The sequence below is a fragment of the Curtobacterium sp. MCLR17_039 genome (assembly GCF_003234745.1).
GTDB classification, from domain to species: Bacteria; Actinomycetota; Actinomycetes; order Actinomycetales; family Microbacteriaceae; genus Curtobacterium; species Curtobacterium flaccumfaciens.
Map to the genome: position 1 here is coordinate 269,409 of NZ_QKTF01000003.1, position 21,467 is coordinate 290,875.

Here is a 21,467-nt window from a genome sequence, read left to right on the forward strand (position 1 = left end):
CCGCCCGTGCAGGTCTCGTGTCCGTCGTGGGGACCACTCCCGCACGGCGATCCCTGATCGCACCGCGGCCCCGCGCCGCGGCCGCCGTCTAGTCGGGCCGTTCCCACGGCCCCGCGGCGCAGCACCACCGGCGTCCGCGAACCACCCGCCTGAACCCGGGGGACGACGCTCCCTCGGTGCCTCCGGCCCGACCGACGTCACGCGAGTGACGGCGGAGACGCGACCACGCGCCCGGCCGATGATCACCACGCAACGCCACACCGAGCCTCCAGGCCGAAGCCGCGCAACGCGAGCAAGCAGCAAGCAAGCAAGCAAGCAAGCAAGCAAGCGAGCAAGCAAGCGAGCACGCACCGCGCAGCGCGACCCGGGGACCCGGCAGACGCATGAGGACGCAACGCATGTCCAAGTCGCCCACCACGGCGCGCCCGTCCACCTTCCGCGCGATCGCGCGGATCTACCCCTACGTGAAGCCCTACCAGGGGCGCCTCATCGGCGGCATGGCCGCAGCGATGGGAGCCTCCCTGGTGGCGCTCGCAATCCCCTACGTGCTGCAGTGGCTCGTCGACGGTCCGCTGTCGTCGCGCGACTCGGCACAGATCTGGCCCGCCGGGCTCGGGGTGCTCGCCCTCGGCGTGCTCGAGGCGTTCTTCATCGCCTCGCGCCGCCGGCTGGTGATGCGCCCCTCGACCCGCATCGAGACCAGCATGCGCAACTCGCTCTACGCGAAGCTGCAGGACCTGCCGGTCGCGTTCCACGACCGCTGGGAGTCCGGGCAGCTGCTGTCCCGTTCCGTGTCGGACCTGTCGCTGATCCGGCGCTGGCTGGCCTTCGGGGTCGTCCTGCTCGTCGTGAACATCGTGACGATCGTCGTCGGCTTCGTCGTGCTGTTCACCTTCGGGTGGATCCTCGGGCTCATCTTCCTGATCGCGTCGATCCCGCTGTGGATCAACGGCCTGCTGTTCGAGCGCCGGTACTCCGCCGTCGCACGCCGTAGCCAGGACCAGGTCGGTGACCTCGCCACGAGCGTCGAGCAGTCGGTGCACGGCATCCGCGTGCTCAAGGCGTTCGGTCGCGGCGGCGCGAAGCTCGAGGAGTTCAGCGAGCAGGCCGAGGCCCTGCGCGGCACCGAGATCAAGAAGGCGAAGGCCATCGCGGGCATCTGGCTGTGGCTGCTGCTCGTGCCCGACGTCGCGTTCGCCCTGTGCCTGCTCGCCGGCATCTGGCTCGCGTCGCAGGGGCAGCTCAGCGTCGGCCAGCTGTTCGCGTTCTTCGCGACGGCGACGGTGCTGCGGTTCCCGATCGAGTCGATCGGCTTCCTGCTCTCGATGACGTTCGACACCCGCACGGCGGTCGACCGTTTCTTCGAGGTCATGGACTCCGAGAACACCATCACGGACCCGGAGCACCCGAAGACGATCGCCGAGCCGCACGGTGCCCTGTCGTTCAACGGCGTGCACTTCCGGTACCAGGACTCCGCGCCGCAGTACCCGGACCTGATCAACGGCGTCGAACTGCAGCTGCAGCCGGGCGAGACCATGGCGCTCGTCGGGCTCACCGGCTGCGGCAAGACGACGCTGCTCTCGCTCGTGCCGCGTCTGTACGACGTGACCGGCGGTTCGGTGACGATCGACGGGGTCGACATCCGCGACCTCACCCGCGAGGAACTGCGCCGGCACGTCGGCGTCGCCTTCGAGGACGCCACCCTGTTCTCGTCGACCGTGCGTGAGAACGTGCTGCTCGGTCGACCGGACGTGCAGGGTGCCGAGGCCGAGGCGCTCATGCGCGAGGCGCTCGACATCGCGCAGGCGTCCTTCGTGGACGACCTGCCCGACGGCGTCGACACCCGGGTCGGTGAAGAGGGGCTGTCGCTGTCCGGTGGCCAGCGTCAGCGCCTGGCACTCGCCCGCGCGATCGCCGCGCGGCCGTCGGTGCTCGTGCTCGACGACCCGCTGTCGGCGCTCGACGTCGACACCGAGGCGCGGGTCGAGGCGGGCCTGCGTCGCGTGCTCGCCGACACCACGTCGCTCATCGTGGCGCACCGTCCGTCGACGGTGACGCTGGCCGACCGGGTCGCCCTGATGGAGAACGGCGTCGTCACGGCCGTCGGGACCCACCACGACCTGATGGCCACCAACGAGCACTACCGCTACGTCATCTCGTCGCTCGACGACGACGACGCGACCGCACGACAGGAGGCGATGGCATGAGCCAGCAGACCGACCAGAACCTGCCGGGAGGCACGGCGTCCGTCCCGCAGGAAGCTCCGGACGAGCAGGCTGCCGCCCCCGTCACCGCCTCGATCACCACCATGGGCGTGCGCGGTGAGGAGCGTGAGGACTTCACGAAGGCCGAGAGCAAGCGCCTGCGGCGCCGGTCCCTCGCCCTGCTCGGGTCCCTCGCCGCACCGCTGAAGCTCCGGCTGGTGCTGCTCGGCATCGTGGTCGTGGTCTCGACCGCCGGCACCGTCGCGGGTCCGGCGCTCATCGCGTGGGGCATCGACAACGCCCTGCCCGCGGTGATGGACCAGAACGACTGGGTGCCGGCGTTCGGCGTCGTCGCGACGTACATCGTCGTGGCCGTCCTCGGTGCGGTGCTCACGGCCTGGTACACGGTGCTCGCGGCACGGATCAGCCAGGCGATCCTGTTCGACCTGCGCAAGCGGGTGTTCCTGCACACGCAGCGGCTCTCGCTCGAGTTCCACGAGACCTACACGTCGGGCCGGATCATCTCGCGCCAGACGAGTGACCTCGACTCGATCCGCGAGCTGCTCGACTCCGGACTGAACCAGCTCATCCAGGGCGTGCTGTACATGGCGTTCACCGCCGTGGCCCTGGTGCTGCTCGACCCGACGTCCGGGCTCGTGCTGGCGGTGTCGCTCGTGCCGCTCTGGTTCCTGATCCGCTGGTTCCAGACGAACTCGCAGACGCTGTTCCGCTCGACCCGTGTCACCTCGGCGCGCGTCATCGTGCACTTCGTCGAGACGATGACGGGCATCCGAGCGGTGCAGGCGTTCCGCAAGGAGTCCCGCAACCGTGACGAGTACGGCGGCTACGTCGAGGACTACCGGGTGGCGAACACGAAGGTGTTCAACCTGTTCGGGACCTTCGACCCGGTGCTCGTGCTCATCGGCAACGCGACGCTCGCCGCGGTCGTCATCGTCGGTGGTTTCCGGATCGTCGGCGGGACGCTCGAGGTCGGTGCGCTGCTCGCGGTCGCGCTGTACGCCAAGCGCTTCTTCGACCCGGCGCAGGAACTCGCGATGTTCTACAACGGGTACCAGTCGGCCTCGGCGGCGATGGAGAAGATCTCCGGTGTCCTCGAGGAACGGCCCAGCGTGCCGGACCCCGTGAAGCCCACCCGTCTGGCGGACGCCACCGGGAAGATGGACTTCGACGAGGTCGTCTTCGCCTACAACAAGGGCAAGGTCGTGCTGCCGGAGTTCGACCTGCACATCCCGTCGGGGCAGACCATCGCCCTCGTCGGGTCCACCGGTGCCGGCAAGTCGACGCTCGCCAAGCTCATGGCCCGCTTCTACGACCCGACCCAGGGCTCGGTGAAGCTCGACGGCGTGGACCTGCGCGACCTCGACACGAAGGACATGCGCCGCGCGATCGTCATGGTCACACAAGAGGCGTACCTGTTCTCCGGCACCGTCGCGGACAACATCGCGCTCGGCAAGCCCGGTGCGTCGCGTGCGGAGATCGAGGCGTCGGCCAAGGCCGTCGGCGCGCACGAGTTCATCATGGCGCTGCCCGACGGGTACGACACCGACGTGAACAAGCGCGGCGGTCGTGTCTCGGCGGGTCAGCGGCAGCTGCTCTCGTTCGCGCGAGCGTTCATCGCGGACCCGAAGGTGCTCATCCTCGACGAGGCCACGGCGTCGCTCGACATCCCCTCGGAGCGACTCGTGCAAGAGGGTCTGGAGACCCTGCTCGCCGACCGCACCGCGGTGATCATCGCGCACCGGCTGTCCACCGTCGCGATCGCCCACCGGGTGCTCGTGATGGAACACGGCCGGATCGTCGAGGACGGCACCCCCGCCGACCTCATCGCCGGCACCGGGCGGTTCGCCCAGCTGCACGCGGCCTGGCGCGACTCGCTCGTCTAGGCCCCGATCGGGCTGCACCACGTGGTTGGCTTGCTCCATGAGCAACGACAGCGTGGTGCAGCCCGGCGGCGTCGCCCTGCACGACCCCTTCTACGGTGCCCCCTTCACCGAGGCCGTCCGACGGTTCTGGCGGAAGTACACCGTGTTCACCGGACGGGCATCGCGCGCCGAGTTCTGGTGGTGGTGGCTGACGTCGTTCGCGATCGGGCTCGTGCTGCAGCTCGTGCCACAGGTGTTCACGCCGGACACCCCGGCGCTCGAGAACCCCGTCGGCTCGTACCTGTTCATGCTGTGGGTGCTCGCGACGCTCATCGGGTCGCTCGCGCTCGGCGCCCGACGGCTGCACGACGCCAACCTGTCCGGCTTCTGGCAGTTCCTGCACGTGCTGCCGGGCCTCGGCTCGCTCATCGTGTACGTGCTGTGCCTGCTGCCCGCGAACCCGAAGGGTGCGCGCTTCGACCGCTGACGACCAGGGCGGACCCCGGCGGGCCGACCTGCGCGGACGGGGATCAGAACGGGTCGTCCGCGTCCGTGGCGGGTGACCAGCGCGCACGACGCATGTCGAGCCTCCAGGTCGACGTCCCCTGCACGAGCGGCGTCCCCTCGACGCGGTAGTGCTCGAGTGCCCGGGCCTCGTGGTGGAGCGGCGGGTGCCCACCCGCGCGCACCACGCGCCACCACGGCAGGTCGGCGCCCTCGTGCGCCATCACCTTGCCGACGGCACGCGACGCCCGTGACCCGAGGGCCGCGGCGACGTCGCCGTACGTCATGACGTGACCCGGCGGGATCATCCGCACCACCTCGGCGACGGCGGCGCCGAAGTCGCCGGCGGCGTCTTCGAAGGGCACAGTGTCGGACGGCACGGTGTCGGATGCCACGGCGTCGGAGCGTACGTCGTCGGGGCGCGCTAGAGCGTCAGGACCGCGAAGTGGTCGCCGTACTGGGTCTCGCGAACGACCTCGAAGCCCACGGCGCGGAAGAACGCCTCGGGGCTGTCGTCGCCGCCCGGCTCGTACACGACCGTCAGTCGCTCGAACCCACGGCTGCGTGCCTCGTCCGCCAGGCCGTGCACGGCGAAGCGACCGACGCCCCGGCCCTGTGCGCTCGCCGCCACGTTGACGCGCCAGATGCAGCTGCGCAGCTCTTCCTGCGCGTTGTCGGCGTCGAACGAACCGATGATCAGGCCGAGGACCTCGTCGTCGTCGAGGACGACACGGGTCCACGCGGAGCTCGGCTTGACGTCGGACTCGGCGACCCCGTAGGTGGTCGGCTGCACGAACTGTTCCTGGCCCGGCTTGAGCGTCAGGGAGTTGGCCGCGGCAGCGGTCTTCGCGGAGAGTTCTTCCAGGCGCAGGTCGGACATGCGGCCAGGCTAACGGTGCAGACCCTGCGGAAGCCAGAGACCGGGGCAGACCGAGACCGCACCGTTGCCGCGGTATGGTCGCGGCATGGCAGAGCATCGACGCGGAGCGAACCTCCCGTCGATCGGCGGGTTCAACCGCACCGTGGTCCTCGACGCCGTCCGCCGCTCACCCGACGGCCTGAGCCGCGTCGAACTCGCAGCCCGCACCGGACTGAGCGCGCAGACCGTGTCGAACGTCACCCGGTTCCTGATCGAGGCCGGCATGATCGTCGAGTCCGGCACCGTCGTGTCCGGCCGCGGCAAGCCCCGCACCATCCTGCGGCTCGAACCGGGCAGCCGGTACGCGGTCGGCGTGCACGTCGACCCGGCCGTCGTCACCTACGTGCTGCTCGACCTCGCCGGCACCGTCGTCGCCGCGTCCACCACCTCGACCCCCACGGCCGACGACCCGTCCGAGGTGGTGCGCACCATCGCCTCGGCCGTCGACGGGCTCGTCGCCGACGCCGGGGTGGCCGTCGACAGCGTGCTCGGCGTCGGGATCGCGAGCCCCGGACCCATCGACGTCGAGGCGGGCATCGTGGTCGACCCGCCGTTCCTGCCCCGGTGGCGGGACGTGCCGCTGCGCGATGCGCTCGCCGAGGCCACCGGCTACCCGGTCCTGCTCGAGAAGGACGTCACGGCCGCCGCGGTCGGCGAGATGTTCCTGGCGGGGGAGTCCTCGGCCCGGAACTTCGCGTTCGTGTACTTCGGCACCGGGTTCGGCGTCGGGCTCGTCGTCGACCACGAACCCGTGCGCGGGGTGGGGTCCAACGCGGGCGACGCCGGGCACATCATGGTCGACCAGGGGTCCCTCGCGGGCACCCCGGACGGCTCGGGCACGCGCGGCGAGGTCGGTGCAGCCGTTGCGCCGGACCGGCTGGTGCGGATCGCGCGGTCGCGGGGGCTCGCGCTGTCGGGCGGCGGCGCGGTCACGGAGGCTGGTGCTGGCGCAGACGCCGTCACCGCGGATGCCGACTCGGTCGACGCCGTGAACGCCGCGTGGGACGAGCTCGCCGTGGCGATCGCCGACGGGGACGACACCGCCGTCACGCTGGCGGCCGAGGCCGGCACCGTCATGGGCAACGCCGTCGTCCTCATCGTGAACCTGCTCGACATCGACCGCGTGGTGTTCGGCGGCCCGTTCTGGTCGCGCATCGCGAGTGCTGCCCTGCCGGCTGCGCGGACCGCCATCGTCGGGTCACCGTTGCTCGTGCCGAAGCACGCCGTGCAGGTGGTGGAGAGCGACCGCGGTGCCGACGTCGCCGCCGTGGGTGCCGCCTGCCTGGTGCTCGACGCCGCGCTCTCGCCGCGGGCCAGCACCCTGCTGATCCGGCGCTGAGCGCGCGGGCTCACCGGAGGCGGTGAGCGCGACCGCAGGGCGGACGGGAGGCGCGGTGCGGTCCCGACCCGCGCCTCCCGTCCGCCCGCCGCGCGTCCAGGGCGCCGGTCGCGACCCGGGACACCGCCCGTTCACCCGGCGGCCACCGGCCGGTCGCGTGGATGCTGAACAGTCGTGCAGGTCTCCGCCCGCTCTCTCCCCCGAGAAGGACCCTGCATGCGTGCTCCTGCCCTGCGCCCACCCACGATGCGGATCGGCGCAGTCGTCGCGACCGCCCTGGTCGTCGCGGCCGGTGTCGTCACCGCCAGCCCGGCCCTCGCCGCCGTCGGTGACGACGACCCGGCCGTCGGCGCCGTCGCGGCGAACGGCCTCGTCATCAACGAGGTCGAGTCGAACGCCGACGACACCGACTGGGTCGAGCTCAAGAACACCTCGGGTGCCGCGATCGACCTGACCGGGTACGCGTTCCTCGACTCCGACAGCTCGCACGACGCCTCCGTGCTGCCCAGCGGCTCGACGATCGCGGCCGGTGGCTACTTCGTCGTCGAACAGCTGTCCACGACCGCCCCCGGCTTCGACTTCGGGCTCGGTGGCGCCGACACCGTGCGCCTCTACGACCCCGCCGGCGACCTGGTGCTCCGGTACGCCTGGACGACCCACGCGGGTGTCACCTACGGTCGCTGCGCCGACGGCGTCGGGCCGCTCGTGGACACCACGTCCTCGACCAAGGGTGCCGCGAACGACTGCTCCTCGCCCGTGCGGATCAACGAGGTCGAGTCGCAGGACGGCACCCCCGGCGACTGGGTGGAGCTGACCAACACCGGCAGCACCACCGTCGACCTGGGCGGGTACGTGCTGCGCGACAGCGAGGACGACCACACGTACACGATCCCCGCGGGCACGACCGTCGCGGCGGGGGGCTTCACCGTCCTCGACGAGGCGGCGTTCGGCTTCGGACTCGGCAAGGCGGACTCCGTGCGGCTCTTCGACGCCCGCGGTGCGGTCGTCGACTCGACCTCGTGGACGGCGCACGCGAGCACGACGTACGGCCGCAACCCCGACGGCACCGGGGACTTCGCCGAGACGGCAGCACCCACGAAGGGTGCGGCGAACCGGTTCGCCGGCGTCGTCACCGCCGAGGCCTGGCCCGGCGGCCCGGACGAGACCGTGCTCGACGACGAGGACACCTTCACGGGCGACCTGAGCGGCCTCGACTGGACGACCTCGGGGACCTCGCGGGACGGGCAGCTCTGGGCCGTGCAGAACGGCGACGGCCTGCTCTACCACCTGACCTCGGACGGCACGGGCGGCTGGGCGCCGTCGAACGCCGCGGGCACCGACCTGCGCTACGCCGACGGCACGGGCACACCGGACGCCGAGGGCGTGACGGTCACGAGTGACGACCCCGGCGCCGTCTACGTGTCGACCGAGCGGAACAACGACGTGTCGAGCACGAGCCGCCCCTCGGTCCTGCGCTACGCCACGACCGACGGCTCCGAGGGCACCCTGCGCGCCACCGACGAGTGGAACCTCGCCGCGGACTTCCCCGGTCTCGGCGCGAACGCCGGACTCGAGGGCGTCACCTGGATCCCGGACACCTGGCTCACCGCGCACGGCTTCACCGACGAGCGCACGGGCGCCGCCTACGCACCGTCGCGCTACGCCGGACACGGCGAGGGCCTGTTCTTCGTCGGGGTCGAGGGCACCGCGAGCGTGTACGCCTACGCCCTGATGGACGACGGGTCCTCGGCGCGGATCGCCACGATCGCGACCTCGCTCGCCGTCGTCGCCGACGTGCAGTTCGACCCGACGCTCGACGCGCTCTGGGTGGTCTGCGACGAGGTGTGCTCGGGTCGGACCGCGCTGTACGAGGTGACCGACGGGGCCTTCGCCGCATCGACGCTGTACGAGGCACCGTCGGCCGCCGACCGCACGCTCGCCAACGAGGGCTTCGCGATCTCGGGCGTCTGCACCGACGGGGCGCGCGCGACCTTCTACGCCGACGACAACGACACGGACGGGTTCTCGCTCCGCACGGGGACGTACCCGTGCGAGGGCGGCGACACGGACCCGGGCACGGAGCCGACGCCGACTCCGACTCCGACCCCGGGCGACGGCGGCACGACGCCGACGCCGGTTCCGACCCCGGGTGGGACGCCCACCGCGGGCCCGACCCCGGGTCCCTCGGCTGCCCCGGTTGTTCCGGTGGCGCCGTCGGGGTCGCTGTTGACGGAGGCGAGTCGTGGTGGGGTGTCGGCTCCGGCGTCGGCTCGTGCGGGGGAGACGATCACGGTGACGGTGGGCACGGCGTCGGCCGGTGACACGGTGAACGTGTGGTTGTTCTCGGAGCCGACGCTGATCGGCACCGCGGTGGTGGCTGCTGACGGGACGGTTCGGGTGACGATCCCGGCGGACACGGTGGCTGGTGTGCACCGGTTGGCGGTGACGGCTGCGGACGGGTCGTTGATCGGGTGGACCCCGATCACGATCACCACGGACGGGCAGCTCGCGTTCACGGGTGCCGCAGGGCTCGGTGCCGGTGCGGTGGTGGCGTTCCTGCTGCTCGCGGCGGGTGCGGGTGTGCTGGTCGTGCGTCGCCGACGTCGGACGGTGGCTGCGGAGTAGTCCCCACGCCCCACGGGCGCACTTCGTGAGCAGGAATGGTCGGGTTCGAACAGCGGACCCGACCGTTTCTGCGCACCATGCGCGGTGGGCGCGACCGCGCGACGGACGGGAGGCGCGGTGCTGGGCCGCCCCGCGCCTCCAGGCGGGTGGGTGCGTGCGTTCAGTGCTCGGTGCTCGTTCAGTGCTCGGTGCCGTGCATGGTCTGGGTGTCGTCCTGACCGGGGATGGCGTCCTTCGTGGTCCAGCCGTACCAGCGGCCGTCGATCTCGGTGACCGCGCGACCGTCGCCGCAGGTGACCAGGCCCTTGGTCGGGAGCTCCTCGGGCAGGAAGTCGGCGGTCATCGCCGTGCCGCCGTACGACTCGTCGAGCGGGGTGCAGTCGTCCACGTCGACGCCGTCCTTCGAGGCGAACCCGATGACGTACCCGGGCTGGGAGACGTGGAGGCGGACGTCGATGTCCTTCGCGTCCTCCGGCACCCACTTCGGCATGAAGAACGCCAGGTCCTCGGACTCCCCGGAGCGCGGGGCGTCGGAGTACGCGTCGAAGTGCTTCTGCGGGGTCTTGTTCGGCACGATGTCCTGGATCGCGCTGCAGCCGGCGGTCAGCAGCAGGGCGGACACCGCGGCGGTGGAGGCGAGGGCGATCCGGAGGGTGCGGCGGGCGGTGGTGGGGCGCGTGTCGGTGCTCATGGATCCAGTCTCGCGACGGTCGCGGCGCTGAAACATCACGTGCGCACCCGGAAGCGGTCGGGGGTTAGCCCCACCTGGGCACCGCAGCACGCCGTGCCACCCGTCGAGGATCGGCCCGCGAATCCCGTCACCGTGCCGCAGTAGCGTCGGGGCATGCAGCAGGAGATCCTCCGGTACACCGCCTTCGCCGCCGAGCCGGGCGGCGGCAACCCCGCCGGGCTCGTGCTCGACGCGGCCGGGCTGTCCGACGACCAGATGCTCGCGATCGCCCGGCAGGTCGGGTACCCCGAGACCGCCTTCGTCGTCGGTTCGACGGCGACCGGGCCGCGGGTCCGCTACTTCTCGCCGAGCGCCGAGGTCCCGTTCTGCGGGCACGCCACCGTCGCACTGGCCGTCGCGTTGGCCGAGCGCGAAGGGACGGGCCGCCGGGTGTTCACGACCCTGGCCGGCGAAGTCGCCCTCGATGCGATCGTCGGTGCGGACGGCGCGGTGCAGGTCGCGATGACGAGCGTCGAGCCCGCCACACGGGACCTCGACCCGGCCCTGCTGGCGCGGCTGTTCGACCTGCTCGGACTCGAGGCGGCGGACATCGCTCCGGGGTTCCCGGTCCTGGAGTCCTTCGCCGGCAACTGGCACCCGGTGCTCGTGCTGCACGACCGCGAGCTGTTCCACCAGTTCCGGTTCGCGCCGGGGCCCCTCGCCGAGCTCAAACGCGAGGCCGGATGGGCGGGGACCGTCACGGTGCTGCACCGCACCGGGGACCGGGAGTACGAGGCGCGCAACCTGTTCCCCGCCGGGCGCATCACCGAGGACCCGGCGACGGGATCGGCTGCGGCGTCGACCGGGGCGTACCTGCGGCAGATCGGTGCAGCGCAGCCGGGCGACCGCATCACGATCCGGCAGGGGCGGCACGTCGGGCGTCCGAGTCTGCTGCTCGTGGACGTCCCCGAGGCCGGCGGGATCACGGTGACGGGGAGCGCGACGCCGATCTCCTGACAGACGTTCCTTCCCAGAACGCACGCGTTGGGAAGCGGAATCGGGCGTACCTGGTCGAAACTTCCGACCCGGTACGCCCGATTTCACCCGGTACGCCCGATTCCACCGGCCGCCTCCCCCAGAAACTCCTTGACACGGTTAAGTCAATACGGTGGACTAATCCTGCGCGCGGGCGATGGTGCCCGCGGACATCACCCGTGCAAAGGAGCACCGATGAAACGCACCCGCATCATCGCCGGACTCGCAGCTGTGGCCGTGGCCGCAGTCGGTCTGGCTGGCTGCTCGAGCTCGGGGTCCGCCTCGAGCGACACGATCAAGATCGCGTACCAGAAGTTCGGCGCCTTCCAGCAGCTCGACGCCCAGATGAAGGTCGTCAAGAAGCAGTACGAGAAGGACAACCCCGGCAAGAAGGTCACCCTCGTGCCCATCCAGGCGCAGGGCAACGACTACTACACGAAGCTCGCGCTCATGAACAAGGCGCCGGCCACCGCCCCGGACGTCATGTACGAGGACACGTTCCTCGTCAAGGCCGATGCCGAGGCGGGCTACCTGCTGCCACTCGACAAGTACACGGACAAGTGGGACGAGTGGGACCAGTTCTTCGACAACGCCAAGCAGGCCGGGCAGGGCGACGACGGCAAGATCTACGGCGTCCCGATGGGCACCGACACCCGAGCCCTCTGGTACAACAAGGACATCTTCAAGAAGGCCGGGCTCGAGGTCCCGTGGAAGCCGAAGACGTGGGACGACGTGCTCGCGGCGGCGAAGACCATCAAGGACAAGCAGCCCGACGTCATCCCGTTCAACATCTACTCGGGCAAGGCGCAGGGCGAGGCCTCGACCATGCAGGGCTTCGAGATGCTCCTGTACGGCGCCGACGGCTCCGGCAACACCCTGTACAAGGACAAGAAGTGGGTCACCGGCTCGAAGCAGTTCGAGGACTCGCTCAAGTTCGTGAAGGACGTCTACCAGGGCGGCCTCGGCCCGACACCGCAGCAGGCGCTCGACACGAACGTCGGCACGACCATCGCTCAGACGTGGCTGCCGAAGGGCAAGCTCGCGATCGACCTGGACGGTTCGTGGCAGTCCGGCACGTGGCTGAAGTCCGGCACCGCGCCGTGGCCCGAGTGGAACGACGTGATGGGCCAGGCACCCATGCCGACCCAGAACGGGCAGGCTCCCGGCTACAACTCGATGTCCGGCGGATGGACCCTGGCGGTCGGCGCGAAGTCGAAGAACCCGCAGGCGGCGTTCGACTTCATCACGAGCTTCCTCGACAAGGACGGTTCGCTGAAGTACGACACCGAGAACAGTCAGATCGCCGTCCGCAAGGACGTCGCGGACGACCCGGCCTACACGGCGGCGAACCCGACGTTCAAGTTCTTCTCGGGGCTGGTGGAGAACACCAACTTCCGCCCGGCGACGAGTGACTACTCGCAGGTCTCCAACGCGATCCAGGTCGCGATGGAAGCGGTCATGACGGGTCAGCAGTCGCCGAAGGACGCGGCTGCCGCCTACGACAAGGCCGTCACGCAGGTGGTCGGCAAGGAGAACACCGTCTCCGCTGGTTGACGGACGTCACCCACTGACGGACTGGAGGCGCGGGGCGGTCCCGCACCGCGCCTCCCGTCCGCTCTTCCCCACCTTCGGAACCCCTCCGCACCCGGAAGGCACCCATCGTGTCCAGCACCCCCCTCGCGCCGACGCTGTCGGCGCCCGGTGCGCCGAAGCGCACCGATCCACCCGTGCCGCGCAAGCGGCGACCACTGCGGAACGTCGGACGAGCGGTTCCGCTCGTCCCCGCCCTGGTCCTCCTCGTCATCTTCCTGCTCGGCCCCGTCATCTCGTCGTTCTACGGGTCGTTCACCAACTCGGCGCTGACCGGTGCCAGCGCCGCCGACCAGCAGTTCGTCGGGTTCCAGAACTACGTCGAGCTGTTCCAGGACCCGGACTTCCCGAAGTCCGTCATCCTGACCGTCGTCTTCCTGCTGGCCTCGGCCGTGGTGGGACAGAACGTGCTCGGCCTCGGACTGGCCCTGCTGATGCGCTCGGCGAACAAGGCCGTCCGGGCGATCGTCGGCACGTTCGTGGTCGCCGCGTGGGTCCTGCCGGAGATCGTGGCGTCCTTCGCGGCGTACGCGTTCTTCAACGACGAGGGGACGCTCAACACGTTCCTCGCGTCGATCGGGATCACCGGCGCGAACTGGCTCTACACGTACCCGATGCTCGCGGTGATCCTGGCGAACATCTGGCGCGGCACCGCGTTCTCGATGCTCGTCTACTCGGCCGCCGTGCAGGAGGTCCCCGAGGAGATCACCGAGTCCGCCGAGGTCGACGGAGCCACCGGCTGGCAGCGGCTCGTCTACATCACGCTCCCGGTGATCCGCCGGAGCATCTCGACGAACCTCATGCTCACGACGCTGCAGACCCTGTCGGTCTTCACGCTGATCTTCGTGATGACCGGCGGCGGGCCGGGCACGAACTCGTCGACCCTGCCGATCCTGGCGTACCAGGAGGCGTTCAAGTTCTCGCAGCTCGGCTTCGGGACCGCGATCGCGACCATCCTGCTCGTGGTGGGGGCGGTCTTCTCGATCATCTACATCCGGGCCCTCAAGCCGGAGGTGGACTGATGGCCATGACAGCCCCGTCCCTCGACCAGACCACGACCCGCTCGGTGACCGCACCGGGGTCGATGCACATGACGTCACCGCGCGGCCGCACCATGCGGTGGGTGTCGAACACCGTGCTGCTCGTCATCGCGGTGTGCTTCGCGGTGCCGCTGCTCTGGCTCGTGCTCGCGTCGTTCGACACCCAGGCGTCGCTGTCGGTGAAGCTGCCCTCGCAGTTCACCCTCGACAACTTCGCGAAGGTGCTCACCCCCGAGCTGTCGTTCATCCCGCTCGCGAACAGCCTGCTGCTCTCCGGCGGCACCGCGGTCGTCACCGTGGTGTTCGCCCTGCTCGCCGCGTACCCGCTGTCCCGGTACAAGATGCGCGTCAACAAGCCGTTCCTGTACAGCATCCTGTTCGGCACCGGTCTGCCGATCACCGCGATGATGGTGCCCGTCTACGCGCTGTTCGTGTCGCTCAACCTGATCGACAACGTGTGGGGCTGCATCTTCTTCCTCGCCGCCACGTCGCTGCCGATGGCGATCTGGATGGCGAAGAACTTCATGGACTCGGTGCCGATCTCGCTGGAAGAGGCGGCGTGGACCGACGGCGCCTCGATGCTCACCACCCTGACCCGCATCGTGATCCCGCTCATGCGTCCGGGCATCGCGGTCGTCTTCATCTTCGTGTTCATCCAGGCGTGGGGGAACTTCTTCGTCCCCTTCGTCCTGCTGCTCTCGCCCGAGAAGGTGCCCGCCGCGGTGAGCATCTTCAACTTCTTCGGGCAGAACGGGGCGGTGGCGTACGGCCAGCTCGCCGCGTTCTCGATCGTCTACTCCGTGCCGGTCATCGCCCTCTACGTGATCGTGTCCCGAGGCCTCGGCGGCGGCAACGCCCTCGCCGGCGGCATCAAGGGCTGACGCCGGCCCCCACCCCCGCAAGACACCGGTGTTCGCGCGTCGAACACCCGCGAACCGCGGTTCGATCCGCGAACACCGGTGTTCCGCGAACCAGAAAGGAAGCACATGCACCAGGACGAACCGCTCGTCGAGGCCCGGATCGCCCGCCTCGTGCGCGACCGCGTCGACCCCGCCGTCCTCCGTCGCTCGGCGCCGGTGACGATCGAGGCGTGGGAGGTGCCGGGCGAACCGGTGCCGTTCGACGCCGCCGTGGGCGAGACGTACACACCGTTCACGGTGGGGTCGCACTGGGGCGGACGCCCGTGGGGCACGACGTGGTTCCGGGTGACCGGGACCGTGCCGGCGGACTTCGGCACCGCGCCGGGGACCACCGCCGAGCTCCTCGTCGACCTCGGGTTCACCAAGCGGCAGCCCGGCTTCCAGGCCGAGGGACTCGCGTTCCGCGCCGACGGCTCCACGATCAAGGCGATCGAGCCGCGGAACGACACCGTGCCGCTCGAGGTCGGCCCGGGGGAGTCCTTCGAGCTCTGGATCGAGGCCGGGGCGAACCCGGACATCGGCGGCGACTCGTTCCAGGGTGCGACGCCGCTCGGCTCGCGCTCCACCGCCGGCGACGACCCGATCTACCGCCTGAAGGCCCTCGAGGTCGTCGAGCGCGACGACACCGTGTGGGAACTGCAGCAGGACCTCTGGGTGCTGCGCGGGCTGATGGCCGAGCTCCCCACCGACGGCACCCGCGGCGCCGACATCCTGCGGGCACTCGAACGCGCCGCAGACGCCCTGGACCCGGACGACGTCGCCGGCACCGCCGCGGACGCCCGTCAGGTCCTGGCGCCCGTGCTCGCCGTCCCCGCCAGTCCCGCCGCCCACCGCGCGATCGCCGTCGGGCACGCCCACATCGACTCCGCCTGGCTGTGGCCCGTGCGCGAGACGAAGCGCAAGTGCGCGCGGACGTTCTCGAACGTGCTCGACCTGATGGACCGCGACCCCGACTTCACCTTCGCCTGCTCGTCCGCGCAGCAGTACGCGTGGATCCGTGACGAGTACCCGTCCATCTGGACCCGCATCAAGCAGCGCGTCGCCGAGGGCCGGTGGATCCCGGTCGGCGGCATGTGGGTCGAGTCGGACACCAACCTGCCCGGCGGCGAGGCCCTGGCCCGCCAGTTCGTCGCCGGCAAGCGCTTCTTCCTCGAGGAGTTCGGCATCGACACCCCCGAGGCCTGGCTCCCCGACTCGTTCGGCTACTCGGGCGCCCTGCCGCAGATCGTCCGCGCCGCCGGATCGAAGTGGTTCGTCACCCAGAAGCCGTCGTGGAACGAGACGAACGTCATCCCGCACACCTCGTTCCACTGGGAGGGCATCGACGGCTCGCGCGTCCTGACGCACCTGCCCCCGGCCGACACCTACAACTCCGACGTCTCGCCCGCCGACCTGCGCCGCGGCGAACGGAACAACAAGGAACGCGGCACCGCGAACACCTCGATGCTCCTGTACGGCTTCGGGGACGGCGGCGGCGGTCCCACCCGCGAGATGGTCGGCGCCGCACACCGCCAGCACGACCTCGACGGGTCGCCCCACGTCACGCTCGGCACGCCGGCGCAGGTGTTCGAGCAGCTCGAAGCCGAGCTGCCGACGCCGGGGGTCTGGTCGGGGGAGATGTACCTCGAGTTCCACCGCGGCACCTACACGTCGCAGATCCGCACGAAGCAGGGCAACCGCCGCTCCGAGCACCTGCTGCGCGAAGCCGAGCTCTGGGCAGCGACGGCGGCGGTCCGGCTCGGCAGCGAGTACCCGTACGCCGAACTCGAGGACGCCTGGCACACCGTCCTGCTGCAGCAGTTCCACGACATCCTGCCCGGGTCCTCGATCGCGTGGGTGTACGAGAACGCCGAGGAGCAGTACGCCCGGGTCGCCGAGGTGCTCGAGGGGCTGATCGGCAGCGCGACGACGGCGCTCGCGGGCAGCGCGACGACGGCGCTCGCCGGCGCCGACGACGCCGCGTCGGTCGTGCGCTTCAACGCCTCGCCGGTCGCGGCAGGGGACGTGACCGCCCTGGCAGGTTCGGTCGTCCACGCGCCGCGACCCGTGCCTCCCGTCCGGAGCGGCGACCGCTTCGTCTTCGACACCGGCGTCGTCACCGCGACCATCGACGCCGCCGGCCACGTCGTCTCGTTCGTCGACCACGCCACCGGACGCGACGCGATCGCGCCCGGCGCCGCGGCGGCGGAGTACACGGTGTTCCGTGACACCCCGAACCAGTGGGAGGCGTGGGACATCGACCGCGCGTACCAGCGCAACGGCACGGTGCTGTCGGCCTCGTCCGTCTCGGTCGACGGCTCCTCGCTCGTGGTGGAACGGTCCTTCGGATCGTCGACGCTCACCACACGCTACTCCGCCGTGCAGGGCGAACCGGAGCTGACCGTCGAGACCGAGGTCGACTGGCACGAGCACCAGAAGCTGCTGAAGCTCGCGTTCCCCATCGACGTGCTCGCGTCGTCAGCCTCGAGCGAGATCCAGTTCGGGCACATCGACCGGCCGACGCACCAGAACACCTCGTGGGACCACGCCCGGTTCGAGACCTCGGCACACCGCTGGGTGCACGTCGCGGAGCCCGGTTTCGGCGTCGCCGTGGCGAACGACTCGACCTACGGCCACGACATCACGCGCGAGACCCGGCCGGACGGCGGGATCACCACGCTCGTGCGGGAGTCGCTGCTGCGCGGGCCGACGTTCCCGGACCCGAACGCCGACCAGGGGCACCACGTGTTCCGGACGGTGCTGCGAATCGGGGCCTCGGTGCTCGACGCCGCCGACTCCGGGTACCGGCTGAACCTGCCGGTGCGGAGCGTCCCCGGGTCGGCCGAGGTCACGCCGCTCGTCACGGTGTCGTCGCCGCAGGTGTTCGTCGAGGCCGTCAAGCTCGCCGAGGACCGCTCCGGAGACGTCGTCGTGCGACTGTACGAGGGACTCGGCGGCCGGGCGTCGGACGTCGGGGTCTCCTTCGGGTTCGACGTCGGGTCGGTGGCACAGGTCGACCTGCTCGAGCGGCCACTGGAGCGCTCATGGTCGGCCGGGGAGCCGGTCGTGCTGACCCTGCGGCCGTTCGAGATCGTGACGCTGCGCGTGCGTCGGGCCTGAGGCAGCGGGCCCGGCGTTCGGTCGGGGAGAGACCGCGGCGCCGGACGGGACACGGGTGCGTTCCGTTCGGCGCCGTGTTGCGCGGGGGTGTGCGTGCGCGTGCGGGCGGCCGAGGTGGGTGGGGCGGGTGGCCTGGTCGAATCGGGCGTAGCTGGTCGAATCGGGCGTACCTGGTCGGAACTTCCGGCCAGGTACGCCCGGTTCCGCTTGGCATCGCGGCCGTTCTGGGAAGGAACTCCTCCCCTCCACAACCGCCCAGGCCTGGAGGCCCGTCCACAGTTCCGGACATCGGCCCCAGGAGCGGGTGGCTGAGCGGGCATCGTCACGTGCATGAACGAGTCGCTGCCCATCCTCCGAGCCTCCGCCATGCACGAGGCCGGCCTCGATGCCACCACCCTGCGCCGCCGGACCCGGACCCAGGGTGTCGGCCGCCTGGTCCGGGTCGGACCGAACGCCTTCGTCGACGGCGCCGCGTGGGATGCCGCCGGGCCTCGTCAGCGGTACGTCACCCGGGTCTTCGCGCGGCTCGGACGGCTCGGCACGCGGGCGACGGCCTCGCACCTGTCCGCGGCGGCCCTGCACGGCCTCCCGGCGCTCGCCGGGTGGGACGTCCCGGTGCACGCGACGGTGCCGGAGTCGATGTACCGGGGCAGGAGCGCCGAGCTGGTCCTGCACTCGAGACCCGTCGGCCGGGCCGAACGGATCACGGTCGGTGCGATCGCCGTCACCTCCGTGCCCCGGACCGTCGTCGACATCGCGATGTCCGGCGACCTGCGGGCCGGCGTCGTCATCGCGGACGCCGCGCTGCGACGTGGGTTCGACGACGCCGACCTCCGACGAGCGGTTCCTCCGAAGGCCCGCGCCCGAGCCCTGGCGCAGCAGGTGCTCGACCTGGCCGACGGTCGGTCCGGGTCGCCGGCCGAGTCGCTCGCTCGGGTCGTGTTCCGGGAGCTCGGACTGCCCGCGCCGGTGCTGCAGCAGGAGTTCGTCGTGGACGGCCGTCGGTCCGCGGTCGACTTCTGGTTCCCGGACCACGGGGTCATCGTCGAGATCGACGGACGGGCCAAGTACTCGCAGGAGCGCTACCTGGGCGGCCGGAGCCCGACCAAGGTGTTCCTCGACGAGAAGCGGCGGCACGGTCGGTTGCTCACCGTGCCGGGTGTCCGGACGATCATCCGGCTCGAGTGGCGAGACCTCTTCGACCTCGAAGCGCTGGCACTGCGACTCCGGGCGGCGGGGCTCCCGTGCGCGGTCCGCCCGGTCCGGAGCGCTCGACGCCGCGCGGGGTGACCGTTCGACGCCGCGCGGGTGACCCTCCGGCACCGCACGGGGTGGCCGTTCGGCGCCGGTGAACCGGCACAGCACGCTCTGGCTAGCGTGGCGGCATGGCAGTGCAGGAGATCTGGCTCGTCCGTCACGGCGAATCGGTCGCGAACGTCGCGGCGGCTCGGGCCGAAGCAGCGGGCGACGACGTCATCGACGTCGAGTTCCGGGACGCCGACGTCCCGCTCAGCCCGCTCGGCACCGATCAGTCCCGGGCCCTCGGGCAGGAGCTCGCCGACCGCGGGATCGACGACGTCCCCGTCGCGCTGTGGGTGTCGCCGTACCTCCGCGCACAACAGACCATCGCGATCGCGCTCGAGGCAGCCGGCCTCGCCGAACCCGAGAAGCGGGTGGACGAGCGGCTGCGCGACCGCGAACTCGGCGTCCTCGACCTGCTGACCCTGCAGGGCGTCCGCAACCGGTACCCGGACGAGGAACGCCGCCGGCAGTGGCTCGGCAAGTACTACCACCGGCCGGCGGGCGGGGAGTCGTGGGCCGATGTGATGCTCCGGCTCCGGTCGCTCCTCGGCGACGTCGAGCGGGTCGACGGCGCCGAGCGCCTGGTGATCGCCGCGCACGACGCCGTGGTGATGCTCGCCGTCGCGGTGTGCCTCGACCTCGACGAGCCGGCGCTCATGGAGTTCGCCCGGACCCACGCCGTCGCCAACGCCTCCCTCACCCGACTCCGTCGCGACGACGCCGGATCGCCGTGGGTGCTCGAGGAGTTCTCCTCCGTCGGGCACCTGGACGACGACGAGGTCACCCAGCACACCGGCCGGAAGGACGACGAGCATGTCCACTGAACCCGTCACCCCGAACTTCCTGCGGGACTGGCCACTGCCCGAACCCGGTGCCGGCAAGTACGGCCGCGGGCAGGTGCTCATCGTCGGCGGCGCCGCTCGGACCCCGGGCGCAGCGATGCTCTCCGCGCTCGCCGCACTCCGGGTGGGCGCCGGTCGTCTCACCCTGGCGGTCGGCCGGAGCGTGGCGAACGAGGTCGCGGTCGCGGTGCCCGAGTCCGGGGTCGAACCCCTCGACGAGGACCAGGACGGGCACATCGCCGTCGGCGCGATCGAGGGCATCGCGGACAGCGCGTCGAGTGCCGACGCCGTGCTGGTCGGGCCGGGGCTCGACGAGCCGGACGGTTCGCGTGACCTCGTGGCCGGACTCGCCGACGTCGTCGGTCCGCACACCACCGTCGTGCTCGACGCCTTCGCCCTCGGGGTGGCCGCCGACGTGCGGGACCGCCTGGAACCGCTGCGTGGACGGCTCGTGATGACGCCGAACTCCGGCGAGGCCGAACGCCTGCTCGGGCGTGAGTGCAGCGACGACGACGTGGCCGACGCCGTGGCGATCGCGAACCGCTTCGGTGCGGTCGTGGCCCTCGGCGATGCCATCGCCACACCGCAGGGTCGGGCGTGGCTCAAGGGCACCGGCTCCGGCGGTCTCGGCACGAGCGGCAGTGGGGACGTGCTGTCCGGTGCGGTCACCGGCCTGCTCGCCCGCGGCGCCGATCCGGCACAGGCCGTGGCGTGGGCGTCCTACGTGCACGCTGCCGCTGGCGACCGACTCGCGGTGCAGGTCGGGCCGCTCGGGTACCTGGCGAGCGAACTCGTGACCGAGATCCCGCGGGTCCTGGTCGAGCTCGGGGCCTGAGCCCGCCCGTTCTTTCCCAGAACGCCCGCGATACCTGGTGCTTCCGGGCATACCTGGCGAGAACTTCCGACCAGGTACGCCCGAAACGACCAGGTACGCCCGAAACGACCAGGTACGCCCGAAACGACCAGGCCGCCCGACCCGCCCGGCACCACTACCCCCGCAGGGACTCCACGGCCTTCTCGATCCGCCGTGCCCGGGTCTCCGGGGCCTTCGCCTGGGTGACCGGGTCGGCGAGTGCCCGCTGCCGCGAGTTCGACAGGGCGTCGAATGTCGCACGCACGCCGGCCTCCTGCAGCGCGGCCGCCAGGTCCTCCGGCAGGTCGACGGTCCGGGGCAGGGTGTCGACCTCGAGTGCGACCTCGACGGTGTCCCCTGCGGCGATCCCGGCGGCCTCACGGTGTGCGGCCGACAGCGGCACCAGGAACTGCTCGTCCATGACCCCGACGGTGGAGCGGTAGGTGTAGCCCCGGTTGATCGTGACGACCACCGCGGGGCGCTTGCCGGATCCGAGCGCCTCGATGACGGACTCCGGGACGGGGAGTCCGGTCGCCGTCTTCCGTGCTTGCAGGACCGTCGTCGTGAACCGCATCCGTGCCTCCAGGCCTGATGTGGGCGCGACCATGCGCCCAGATCGAGCAAAGCGTACAGCCGCACCCG

17 protein-coding genes are annotated in these 21,467 nt (G+C 71.1%); 13 read left to right on the top strand and 4 right to left on the bottom strand.

Annotation, left to right across the window (positions count from 1 at the left end; translation table 11 throughout):
- The first annotated feature begins 398 nt into the window (after positions 1–398).
- The 3 genes from DEJ00_RS05135 to DEJ00_RS05145 all read left to right on the top strand — a co-directional run bounded on the left by DEJ00_RS05135 (position 399) and on the right by DEJ00_RS05145 (position 4,574).
- Positions 399–2,207, top strand: coding sequence for an ABC transporter ATP-binding protein (locus DEJ00_RS05135; RefSeq protein ID WP_027466673.1), 1,809 nt, complete (start codon positions 399–401; stop codon positions 2,205–2,207).
- A 101-nt stretch (positions 2,208–2,308) separates the two neighbouring features.
- Entirely contained in the window at positions 2,309–4,108 is a 1,800-nt protein-coding gene (locus DEJ00_RS05140; RefSeq protein WP_111056671.1) for an ABC transporter ATP-binding protein, read from the top strand.
- A 37-nt stretch (positions 4,109–4,145) separates the two neighbouring features.
- Positions 4,146–4,574: a DUF805 domain-containing protein gene (locus tag DEJ00_RS05145; RefSeq protein WP_027466671.1), complete on the top strand. Its 429-nt coding sequence runs from the start codon at positions 4,146–4,148 to the stop codon at positions 4,572–4,574.
- A 43-nt stretch (positions 4,575–4,617) separates the two neighbouring features.
- Here the strand turns inward: DEJ00_RS05145 and DEJ00_RS05150 are convergent, their stop codons facing one another.
- Positions 4,618–4,986, bottom strand: a complete 369-nt coding sequence (locus DEJ00_RS05150; RefSeq protein WP_258373547.1) for an MGMT family protein — start codon at positions 4,984–4,986, stop codon at positions 4,618–4,620.
- A 29-nt stretch (positions 4,987–5,015) separates the two neighbouring features.
- Complete coding sequence (locus DEJ00_RS05155) at positions 5,016–5,471, bottom strand: GNAT family N-acetyltransferase (protein ID WP_027466669.1); 456 nt, start codon at positions 5,469–5,471, stop codon at positions 5,016–5,018.
- A gap of 85 nt (positions 5,472–5,556) precedes the next feature.
- Here DEJ00_RS05155 and DEJ00_RS05160 point away from each other — a divergent pair, with 85 nt between their 5' ends.
- Together DEJ00_RS05160 and DEJ00_RS05165 are read left to right on the top strand one after the other, a co-directional pair.
- The gene (locus DEJ00_RS05160) at positions 5,557–6,849 is read left to right on the top strand and encodes an ROK family transcriptional regulator (RefSeq protein ID WP_111056606.1); all 1,293 of its coding nucleotides are present in this window, start codon (positions 5,557–5,559) and stop codon (positions 6,847–6,849) included.
- A 216-nt stretch (positions 6,850–7,065) separates the two neighbouring features.
- Positions 7,066–9,474: a lamin tail domain-containing protein gene (locus tag DEJ00_RS05165; protein ID WP_111056607.1), complete on the top strand. Its 2,409-nt coding sequence runs from the start codon at positions 7,066–7,068 to the stop codon at positions 9,472–9,474.
- 178 nt (positions 9,475–9,652) lie between these two features.
- Here the strand turns inward: DEJ00_RS05165 and DEJ00_RS05170 are convergent, their stop codons facing one another.
- Positions 9,653–10,165 carry a hypothetical protein gene (locus tag DEJ00_RS05170; protein WP_071245384.1) on the bottom strand — a complete coding sequence of 171 codons (513 nt, stop codon included), beginning with the start codon at positions 10,163–10,165 and terminating at the stop codon, positions 9,653–9,655.
- A gap of 153 nt (positions 10,166–10,318) precedes the next feature.
- On the opposite strand from DEJ00_RS05170, the gene DEJ00_RS05180 reads away from it, so the two are divergent.
- The 8 genes from DEJ00_RS05180 to DEJ00_RS05215 all read left to right on the top strand — a co-directional run bounded on the left by DEJ00_RS05180 (position 10,319) and on the right by DEJ00_RS05215 (position 20,807).
- Positions 10,319–11,161 carry a PhzF family phenazine biosynthesis protein gene (locus DEJ00_RS05180; RefSeq protein ID WP_111056609.1) on the top strand — a complete coding sequence of 281 codons (843 nt, stop codon included), beginning with the start codon at positions 10,319–10,321 and terminating at the stop codon, positions 11,159–11,161.
- A 213-nt stretch (positions 11,162–11,374) separates the two neighbouring features.
- The gene (locus DEJ00_RS05185; RefSeq protein ID WP_027466665.1) at positions 11,375–12,733 is read left to right on the top strand and encodes an extracellular solute-binding protein; all 1,359 of its coding nucleotides are present in this window, start codon (positions 11,375–11,377) and stop codon (positions 12,731–12,733) included.
- Between the two features lie 107 nt (positions 12,734–12,840).
- Positions 12,841–13,791 carry a carbohydrate ABC transporter permease gene (locus DEJ00_RS05190; protein WP_111056610.1) on the top strand — a complete coding sequence of 317 codons (951 nt, stop codon included), beginning with the start codon at positions 12,841–12,843 and terminating at the stop codon, positions 13,789–13,791.
- Between the two features lie 5 nt (positions 13,792–13,796).
- Positions 13,797–14,690: a carbohydrate ABC transporter permease gene (locus DEJ00_RS05195; protein WP_371836703.1), complete on the top strand. Its 894-nt coding sequence runs from the start codon at positions 13,797–13,799 to the stop codon at positions 14,688–14,690.
- Between the two features lie 105 nt (positions 14,691–14,795).
- Complete coding sequence (locus tag DEJ00_RS05200) at positions 14,796–17,828, top strand: glycoside hydrolase family 38 C-terminal domain-containing protein (protein WP_111056611.1); 3,033 nt, start codon at positions 14,796–14,798, stop codon at positions 17,826–17,828.
- 330 nt (positions 17,829–18,158) lie between these two features.
- Positions 18,159–19,118: a hypothetical protein gene (locus tag DEJ00_RS05205; RefSeq protein WP_111056612.1), complete on the top strand. Its 960-nt coding sequence runs from the start codon at positions 18,159–18,161 to the stop codon at positions 19,116–19,118.
- A gap of 95 nt (positions 19,119–19,213) precedes the next feature.
- Positions 19,214–19,954 carry a histidine phosphatase family protein gene (locus DEJ00_RS05210; RefSeq protein WP_027466661.1) on the top strand — a complete coding sequence of 247 codons (741 nt, stop codon included), beginning with the start codon at positions 19,214–19,216 and terminating at the stop codon, positions 19,952–19,954.
- Entirely contained in the window at positions 19,944–20,807 is an 864-nt protein-coding gene (locus DEJ00_RS05215) for an NAD(P)H-hydrate dehydratase (RefSeq protein ID WP_071245375.1), read from the top strand. The genes DEJ00_RS05210 and DEJ00_RS05215 overlap by 11 nt, the downstream gene beginning before the upstream one ends.
- A gap of 154 nt (positions 20,808–20,961) precedes the next feature.
- Here DEJ00_RS05215 and DEJ00_RS05220 read toward each other — a convergent pair whose 3' ends face one another.
- Entirely contained in the window at positions 20,962–21,399 is a 438-nt protein-coding gene (locus DEJ00_RS05220; protein ID WP_111056613.1) for a YdeI/OmpD-associated family protein, read from the bottom strand.
- Positions 21,400–21,467: the final 68 nt, after the last annotated feature.

Bases quoted from the DNA above. Each gene is read 5' to 3' on its own strand.
- DEJ00_RS05220 (WP_111056613.1), bottom strand. From the start codon at position 21,399: ATGCGGTTCACGACGACGGTCCTGCAAGCACGGAAGACGGCGACCGGA.
- DEJ00_RS05155 (WP_027466669.1), bottom strand. From the start codon at position 5,471: ATGTCCGACCTGCGCCTGGAAGAACTCTCCGCGAAGACCGCTGCCGCG.
- DEJ00_RS05195 (WP_371836703.1), top strand. From the start codon at position 13,797: ATGACAGCCCCGTCCCTCGACCAGACCACGACCCGCTCGGTGACCGCA.
- DEJ00_RS05165 (WP_111056607.1), top strand. From the start codon at position 7,066: ATGCGTGCTCCTGCCCTGCGCCCACCCACGATGCGGATCGGCGCAGTC.
- DEJ00_RS05145 (WP_027466671.1), top strand. From the start codon at position 4,146: ATGAGCAACGACAGCGTGGTGCAGCCCGGCGGCGTCGCCCTGCACGAC.
- DEJ00_RS05210 (WP_027466661.1), top strand. From the start codon at position 19,214: ATGGCAGTGCAGGAGATCTGGCTCGTCCGTCACGGCGAATCGGTCGCG.
- DEJ00_RS05140 (WP_111056671.1), top strand. From the start codon at position 2,309: ATGGGCGTGCGCGGTGAGGAGCGTGAGGACTTCACGAAGGCCGAGAGC.
- DEJ00_RS05180 (WP_111056609.1), top strand. From the start codon at position 10,319: ATGCAGCAGGAGATCCTCCGGTACACCGCCTTCGCCGCCGAGCCGGGC.
- DEJ00_RS05200 (WP_111056611.1), top strand. From the start codon at position 14,796: ATGCACCAGGACGAACCGCTCGTCGAGGCCCGGATCGCCCGCCTCGTG.
- DEJ00_RS05170 (WP_071245384.1), bottom strand. From the start codon at position 10,165: ATGAGCACCGACACGCGCCCCACCACCGCCCGCCGCACCCTCCGGATC.
- DEJ00_RS05160 (WP_111056606.1), top strand. From the start codon at position 5,557: ATGGCAGAGCATCGACGCGGAGCGAACCTCCCGTCGATCGGCGGGTTC.
- DEJ00_RS05135 (WP_027466673.1), top strand. From the start codon at position 399: ATGTCCAAGTCGCCCACCACGGCGCGCCCGTCCACCTTCCGCGCGATC.
- DEJ00_RS05215 (WP_071245375.1), top strand. From the start codon at position 19,944: ATGTCCACTGAACCCGTCACCCCGAACTTCCTGCGGGACTGGCCACTG.
- DEJ00_RS05205 (WP_111056612.1), top strand. From the start codon at position 18,159: ATGAACGAGTCGCTGCCCATCCTCCGAGCCTCCGCCATGCACGAGGCC.
- DEJ00_RS05185 (WP_027466665.1), top strand. From the start codon at position 11,375: ATGAAACGCACCCGCATCATCGCCGGACTCGCAGCTGTGGCCGTGGCC.